Source organism: Streptomyces sp. NPDC058955 (assembly GCF_042741435.1).
GTDB lineage: Bacteria > Actinomycetota > Actinomycetes > Streptomycetales > Streptomycetaceae > Streptomyces.
In genome coordinates this window covers 1-5,862 of the sequence record NZ_JBHYKM010000031.1, presented here as the reverse complement: position 1 = coordinate 5,862, position 5,862 = coordinate 1, and the positions used below count along the sequence as shown (strand labels likewise).

The window sequence follows — 5,862 nt, the reverse complement described above, 5'->3', positions numbered from 1 at the left end:
CGGTGGTGTTGGGCAGCCCACAGGCGCTGTCCGACAATGGTGGCGTTCACGGCTTCGTGGGGGGGGTACCTGGCCCAGCGGGGACTCTCTTCACGCGCGGCCCGGCGTTCCGCGTCGTAGGCGGCTCGCCGGGTCCGGAAGGAGTTGACGATGCTGCCGATCCGGTGTCCGCTCCACTGCTCTCGCTGCTTGATACTGCCGATGCTCCGCTGCGTCTCGGCCGCGAAGTCTTGGAGGATGACGATCTTGGCCAGGAACTGCTCCTCGAACGGGTCCCACCTCCATCCCGGAAGGGAGCCCACGGCGTCGAGCTTCCAGGCCGGCAGGTCCGCGCCCTGATCGGTCAGCCGCTTGCGGCTCGTACGCAGGTTGTTCGCCCACACGGTGGCTTCGCGCGCTTCCATCGCGCTGTCCTCCGCGCCGCCCTCCCCCAGGACCGCGGCCCGGTAGCGGTCGCACTGACGGCGGAACGACGTGTCGAAGGCGTTCTCGGTCGACCACGAGGGGATGTCGGACAGACGTCGGGCGCGCTCGGGGTCCAACCTGCCACTGGCCGCCAGAGCACGCTGCTTGCGGACCCACCGAGCCAGGTTCACACCGGCGACCGTGACTTCCTGATCGGCCGGATGACAGTCACCCTTGACGGCCTCATAGTCGACGAGCGCCGCGTGCATGCGCGCCCACCGCTCCTTGTGCAGTCTCCGTTCGACGCGAAGCGCTGCTTCCCCCAGCCGGCCACGGATCCACTGCTCGGCCAGCGCCCGGTTCCGCGGACCGGCGAACGATGCCTCGCGGTAGCGGTCGGCCTCGGCTCGGGCCACCATGCCCAGTCCGGCCAAGTGGTCCAGTACGCCGGCTGCGACGTCTTCAGCAGCCGCCAGGAACCCGACGACCACATCGAACCGCGGATCCAGCGGTTCAAGGCACGTCTCGCGGATCCGCACCACCGTCAGCCCCGCGGCGCGGAGGCGCGCGGCCTTCGCGGCGTCCTTGTCCTCCTTGCCCTCGTGCCACCAGACTCCGTCGAACTCCAGCACGAGGCAGGGGTTGCCATCCTGATCGACGGCGACGATGTCCACCCGTGCGGGGCGACCGTCGGCATCCAGCACCTGGTCGCAGTCCGGGTCGATGCGCAGCACTGTCGCCAGCTCGGCCTTCAGCAGAAGCTCCTGTACGGAGGTTCCCACAAGGCGGCACCTGGGACAGACTTTGGTCCCGTTTCCCTTCTTGCCACCGGTGAAAGCGTTCACGCTCCGTGGAAACGAAGGGTGTTGCGTGGGATTGATGTCACAGAACCACAGCACCACACGGCTGCTGCCGACGCTCAACTCATCCGCTGTGACGCCCGAGTTCCGGGCGTCCAACCTCGCGACGTCCTCCGGGTAGAGGTCCGAGAGCCTGTTGGTGGAGGAGATCCGGTGGCCGGCGCAGAATGGGCAGCCCTGGCCGCGGCCGTCATCGGGCCAGCGGTGGTCGTCGGCTTCCGAGCAGACCCGTATGCCGTCAGGACCTGTGGTGATCAAGTGATGCTCCCGAATGTCGCCCCGCTTCGGCTCGAACCCTGCGGCCCCCCCTTTGACGTATCACACCCCTCTGACAGACCAGGGTGCGGACCCGTTCACGACCTCCCCGGTGGCCGATCAGGGAGCAGCAGACAAGGTGCTGACTGACGCCTCAGGCACCCAACTCGTCTCGGTGGTCGCGGCGGCGTTGACCTCGTCGACCGCGGCATCCCCGCCTGGGCAACGCCGAGTTCGGGCATGCCGGCCCGAACCTGCCGATGCCGGTCGGCGTCCGAGTCGGCCTCGATGCGCAGCAACGTACATTGCCGCTGCTCGAACCGGGGTAGCGCCGTACGCGATGACAGGAGCGACCGGTTGAGCACCACGGATCCGTGAGGCGATGGCCCCCGGCAGCCCCCTGGGCCAACTCACGCTTGGTGCCCCCTACTCTGAGCCGCTTGCTCGGCCTGCAGGAGGGGGCCCTGCACTCCTCCTCCTGGTCGCTCGTACTGACCCAGAAGCTCAGCTCCTGACCTCAGGAATCACCAACCCCCAGCGCACGCATACGATGACGGCGCCGGCAGCCCGTCCTCGCGCCTGGGACCGGTACGCACGGGGATCCGGAGGCGGGCAGGCCCGGCCCGCAGTCCTCCGTGGGATCTCCCGTCAGCCAGCGGCAGAGTGAGGTGTCAGGTTCGCGGGTTCGGTTGTGATGGTTCCCGTCCACCAGCCTGGTTCGTCGCTTGCTTCCCAGGAGATCGTCAGCGGTTGGCCGGCCAGTTCCTCGGCCTGAGTATGTGCGGCCGTCTGGGCTGCGCCCGGTTCGCTGTCGGCACGGGGCTGGGCGAGGTGGCCGTCGACGATGGCGCCGGAGAAGAACATGGCATAGCGCCACACGTCAGGCGTGCGGTACAGAATGAACGTCTTCGGTGTCCCGAACCCGTCCCGCCAGTGCTTTCGTCTGCGCTTCATGCCCGCACGGTAGCGGTGGAGCCCGCGCGCCGCCGGGGTGTTTCGGGGGCGATGTTGATCGTTTCGTGACCGCACGGCGGGCAACCATCCGCCCCGCGCACCGGTCATCGGAGCATGCCCACAAGAATCGCCCGCTCCGCCGTAATCCTTGCCGCGGTCTCCCTGACACTGACCGCCTGCTCGGCCGACGGGCAGGACGCCGGCCCGCCGCGCCCGTCGGCGACCGCCAGCCACCCGGTCTTCGGGCAGAAGACGGACCGGCAGGTCTTCCTCGCCGTGCGCGAGACGCAGAAGGCAGGAACGGCGGGCTTCACCCAGAAGCTGACTTTCACGGGGCCGAAGGGCAGCATCGTCCGAACCATGACTGGCGGCCTGGACTTCGCCGGTGACCGGGGGCGCGCCGAGGTCACCTGGGCGCTCCCCGCGAAGACCCCGGGAAAGGTGCGCACCGCCGTCCTCGGCTCCACCCCCGCGCTCGAGGACGGCGAGACCTCCGGCACCTACCTGGTCGACCGTCAGCGGATCCGCTACCGGGCGGCCTCCTCTCCGTACTGGATCGACTATGCCCCCGAGGACACCTCGAACGGTTCCGCCAGGTTCACGGACAACGATCCCCTGGAGTTCCTGCGCGGCAGCGAATCCCCGGTCGGCGGCACCCTCCTGGAGGCGTTGACGGCCGGAAAGGCGACCTCGCACCGGCAGGCGCCGGCCGGCGGCCGCGCCTACCGGGCGGAGCTGTCCGACAGTGCGCTGCCGCTGCTCTTTCCGCCCGACCTGCACGCCCACATCGTCCTGCCCGGTCCGAGCGCGAGCCTGCGCCCGCCTGTCCCGCTCACCGTCGAGGTGGATGCCCAGGGGCGGATCACCCGTGCGGCGATCACCGTGAAGAACGCCTTCCGCGAGGACGGCGATCTGGCGGGTTTCACCACCCTCACCATGGACCTCTCCCTCGGCGGGTACGGGTCCGGCGCGCCCTCCCAGGCCACCGGCGGCCGGGTGCTGAAGGCGACGGACACCGTGCGGGACATCGGCGAGGTCCGCAAGGGCGGCTGCATCGACTTCGCCACCGGCCAGCGCAGTAGCCGCCAGGTGGTGACCATCCCCTGCTCCGGCCCCCACGACGCCCGGATCCTCGGTCAGCACCAGGTCACGCCCGGCACGAACGACGCCGCCACGCAGGCCCGCAGCTGGGCGGTCTGCGGCCCCGGCGTCTGGGCGTGGTGGGCGCCGCCGAAGGACGGCACCGGCTCCGAGGTCCGGACCACCTGCTACGAGGTCTCCTAGTACTCCAGTGCGACGTCGTGATCTACCCGATTGAGGGGCTGGTGAGCCGCCGGTGGTAGTGGCTGCGGCGAGCCGCGGCCTGGTGTCGTCTGCGCCAGGTTGACCAGTGCAGCCGTTTGCGCGGAGATGTGCCCACTGGGTTCAGCAGAGTTCCGAGCAGGTGGCGGATCTCGGGGACGCTCAGGCCGATTGGGTCGGTGCTGCGGGCGGGTTGGTTTGGCTGAGCGGCCCTTTCCGGCGTCGCGTCGGTGGCGAGGACCACCAGGAATGCCAGCGCGAGCATGGCCAAGGTGATGTGCCGATGCCAGGCGGTCCAGTGGCGAACCTGGTAGTGGTCCAGCCCGACCTGGCCTTTCGTGGCCTGGAAGCACTCCTCGATGCACCATCTGCTCCCGGCCACCCGAACCAGGTCGGACAGCGCGACCCGGGTCGGGGACCAGCGCAGGTAGTAGGCGAGTTCGCCGCTGGTCGGGTTGCGGCGGATCAGGAGGTGCCTGTGGCCGTCGGCACCGATCTCGATCCAGGCCCAGTCGTAGTAGCGCGGCCCCTTCGCACCGGTTCCGGCGCTCTGCCGGTGCCAGGTGGAGACGGGCAGGCGGCCGGCCACCGCGTCCGGGCGGGCGGCGGTCCTTCCTTGGTTGATCCGCACCCGAGTGCTGCAGGCGACGGCCAGGACGTAGCCGATCCGGTGGCCCTCCAACAGAGCGCGCAGGCCCGGGCCCTGGCCGTATGCCTCGTCACCGGTCACCCACGAGGCGCTGATCCCGGCGTCCAGTGTGGCGGCGATCATCTGCCCGGCGAGTGCGGGTTTGGTTGCGAACTGGGCTTGGTCGGGCACGCCGGAGCGGGTGCGGTGCTCGGTGTCCTGGCACCAAGAGGTGTCGGGCAGATAGAGCCGGCGGTCTATCAATGCTCGTCCTCGGCTGGAGACATTGGCGAGGAAGCTGCCGACCTGGCTGTTCTCGATCCTGCCTGCGGTGCCGGTGTATTGCCGCTGTACGCCTGCCGAGTTCCGGCCCTTTTTCAGGAACCCCGTCTCGTCGACGATCAGTACGCCGTCGTCGGTGCGGAGGTGGTCAAGGACGTAGGCGCGGACGTCGTCACGGACATCATCGGCGTCCCAGCGGGCGGATCGCAGCAGCCGCTGCATCGGCCCGGGGCGGTCATGGCCGGCTTGCTCGGCCAGCTGCCAGCAGTTCTTCCGCTCGGTTCGGGACAGCAGTCCGACCAGATAGGCACGAGCGGTCGTCCGTGGTTCCACCCTGCGGAACCGGCCCGCGATCCGGGCCATGGTCTGGTCGAACATCGTTCGCCAGCGGGCTGCATCTATGCTGTGGCCTGCGGCCCCTGCGGCCACAGCCTGATCTTCAGGAGTCCATACAGCCCGTGATGATCATGTGGTGGCCGCGCCTGTTCCTTCATCCGTGCCCAGATGGTGCCAGGCATGGCTGCACCCCTGGGCACAGAACCAAGCCCGCCGCCGCTCGTCGGCCACACCGAGCAGAGCGACCAGCAGCCGGAACGCCTTGACGCGCTCGTCCTGCGGCAGATTGATGATCTTTGTCAGCTGCTCGGCCAGGTGCCCGCGTGTGATGAGCACGGCCGGGGTGTGGGTGGGCCGGATCCCGGCCCTGCGGATAGCCTCCGGTCCGTCCTCGATGAGGGCGCGGGCCTGGATGCAGAAGCCCGCCAGGTCACGCAGGACTTCGAACTGCTCGGCGCAGTCCAGGCTCCCGAACCAGTCGACGCCCCGATCAAGCGGACGGATCCCTTGCGCCAACCGGTTCAGGACCACCACGCGCTCGTTCAACCCGCCCCACCTCCACAGCACCTCAGGCCGTCAACGTTGTATGGCCATCGAACCAGATCGTGAAGTATGACTGGGGTACTAGTAGTGCGTGGTGAGGTTCCGCAGGCGCTGCAGGTGCCGGTCCGGCCTTGCCGAAGGTTCTGGACCGGCGTCGAGGACCTGATGGAGGGTCAGGCCGAGGTGTGGGCTGGAGGTCTGGGGGGCCTCCCCCTGAGTGGTGGACACGCTGATACTGGATCTGCTTGATCCGGAGGAAGCGAGAAGACCGCCGATGGCGATGAAGGACTATTCGGG

General features: G+C 68.9%; 6 protein-coding genes. 1 reads left to right on the top strand and 5 read right to left on the bottom strand.

Annotation, left to right across the window (positions count from 1 at the left end; translation table 11 throughout):
* The coding region (locus tag ACFW1I_RS14860; RefSeq protein ID WP_384669832.1) for a Helicase associated domain protein at positions 1-1,523 on the bottom strand (1,523 nt) is incomplete at its 3' end.
* A 645-nt stretch (positions 1,524-2,168) separates the two neighbouring features.
* Positions 2,169-2,474, bottom strand: coding sequence for a hypothetical protein (locus ACFW1I_RS14855; protein WP_384669831.1), 306 nt, complete (start codon positions 2,472-2,474; stop codon positions 2,169-2,171).
* A gap of 114 nt (positions 2,475-2,588) precedes the next feature.
* On the opposite strand from ACFW1I_RS14855, the gene ACFW1I_RS14850 reads away from it, so the two are divergent.
* Complete coding sequence (locus ACFW1I_RS14850; protein ID WP_384669830.1) at positions 2,589-3,758, top strand: hypothetical protein; 1,170 nt, start codon at positions 2,589-2,591, stop codon at positions 3,756-3,758.
* A gap of 22 nt (positions 3,759-3,780) precedes the next feature.
* Here ACFW1I_RS14850 and ACFW1I_RS14845 read toward each other — a convergent pair whose 3' ends face one another.
* The 3 genes from ACFW1I_RS14845 to ACFW1I_RS14835 form a co-directional block, all read right to left on the bottom strand.
* Positions 3,781-5,064 carry an IS701 family transposase gene (locus tag ACFW1I_RS14845; RefSeq protein WP_384669829.1) on the bottom strand — a complete coding sequence of 428 codons (1,284 nt, stop codon included), beginning with the start codon at positions 5,062-5,064 and terminating at the stop codon, positions 3,781-3,783.
* An 87-nt stretch (positions 5,065-5,151) separates the two neighbouring features.
* Complete coding sequence (locus tag ACFW1I_RS14840) at positions 5,152-5,568, bottom strand: DUF5958 family protein (protein ID WP_384669828.1); 417 nt, start codon at positions 5,566-5,568, stop codon at positions 5,152-5,154.
* A 78-nt stretch (positions 5,569-5,646) separates the two neighbouring features.
* A complete protein-coding gene (locus ACFW1I_RS14835; RefSeq protein ID WP_384669826.1) occupies positions 5,647-5,793 on the bottom strand; it encodes a hypothetical protein in 147 nt (48 codons plus the stop codon).
* Positions 5,794-5,862: the final 69 nt, after the last annotated feature.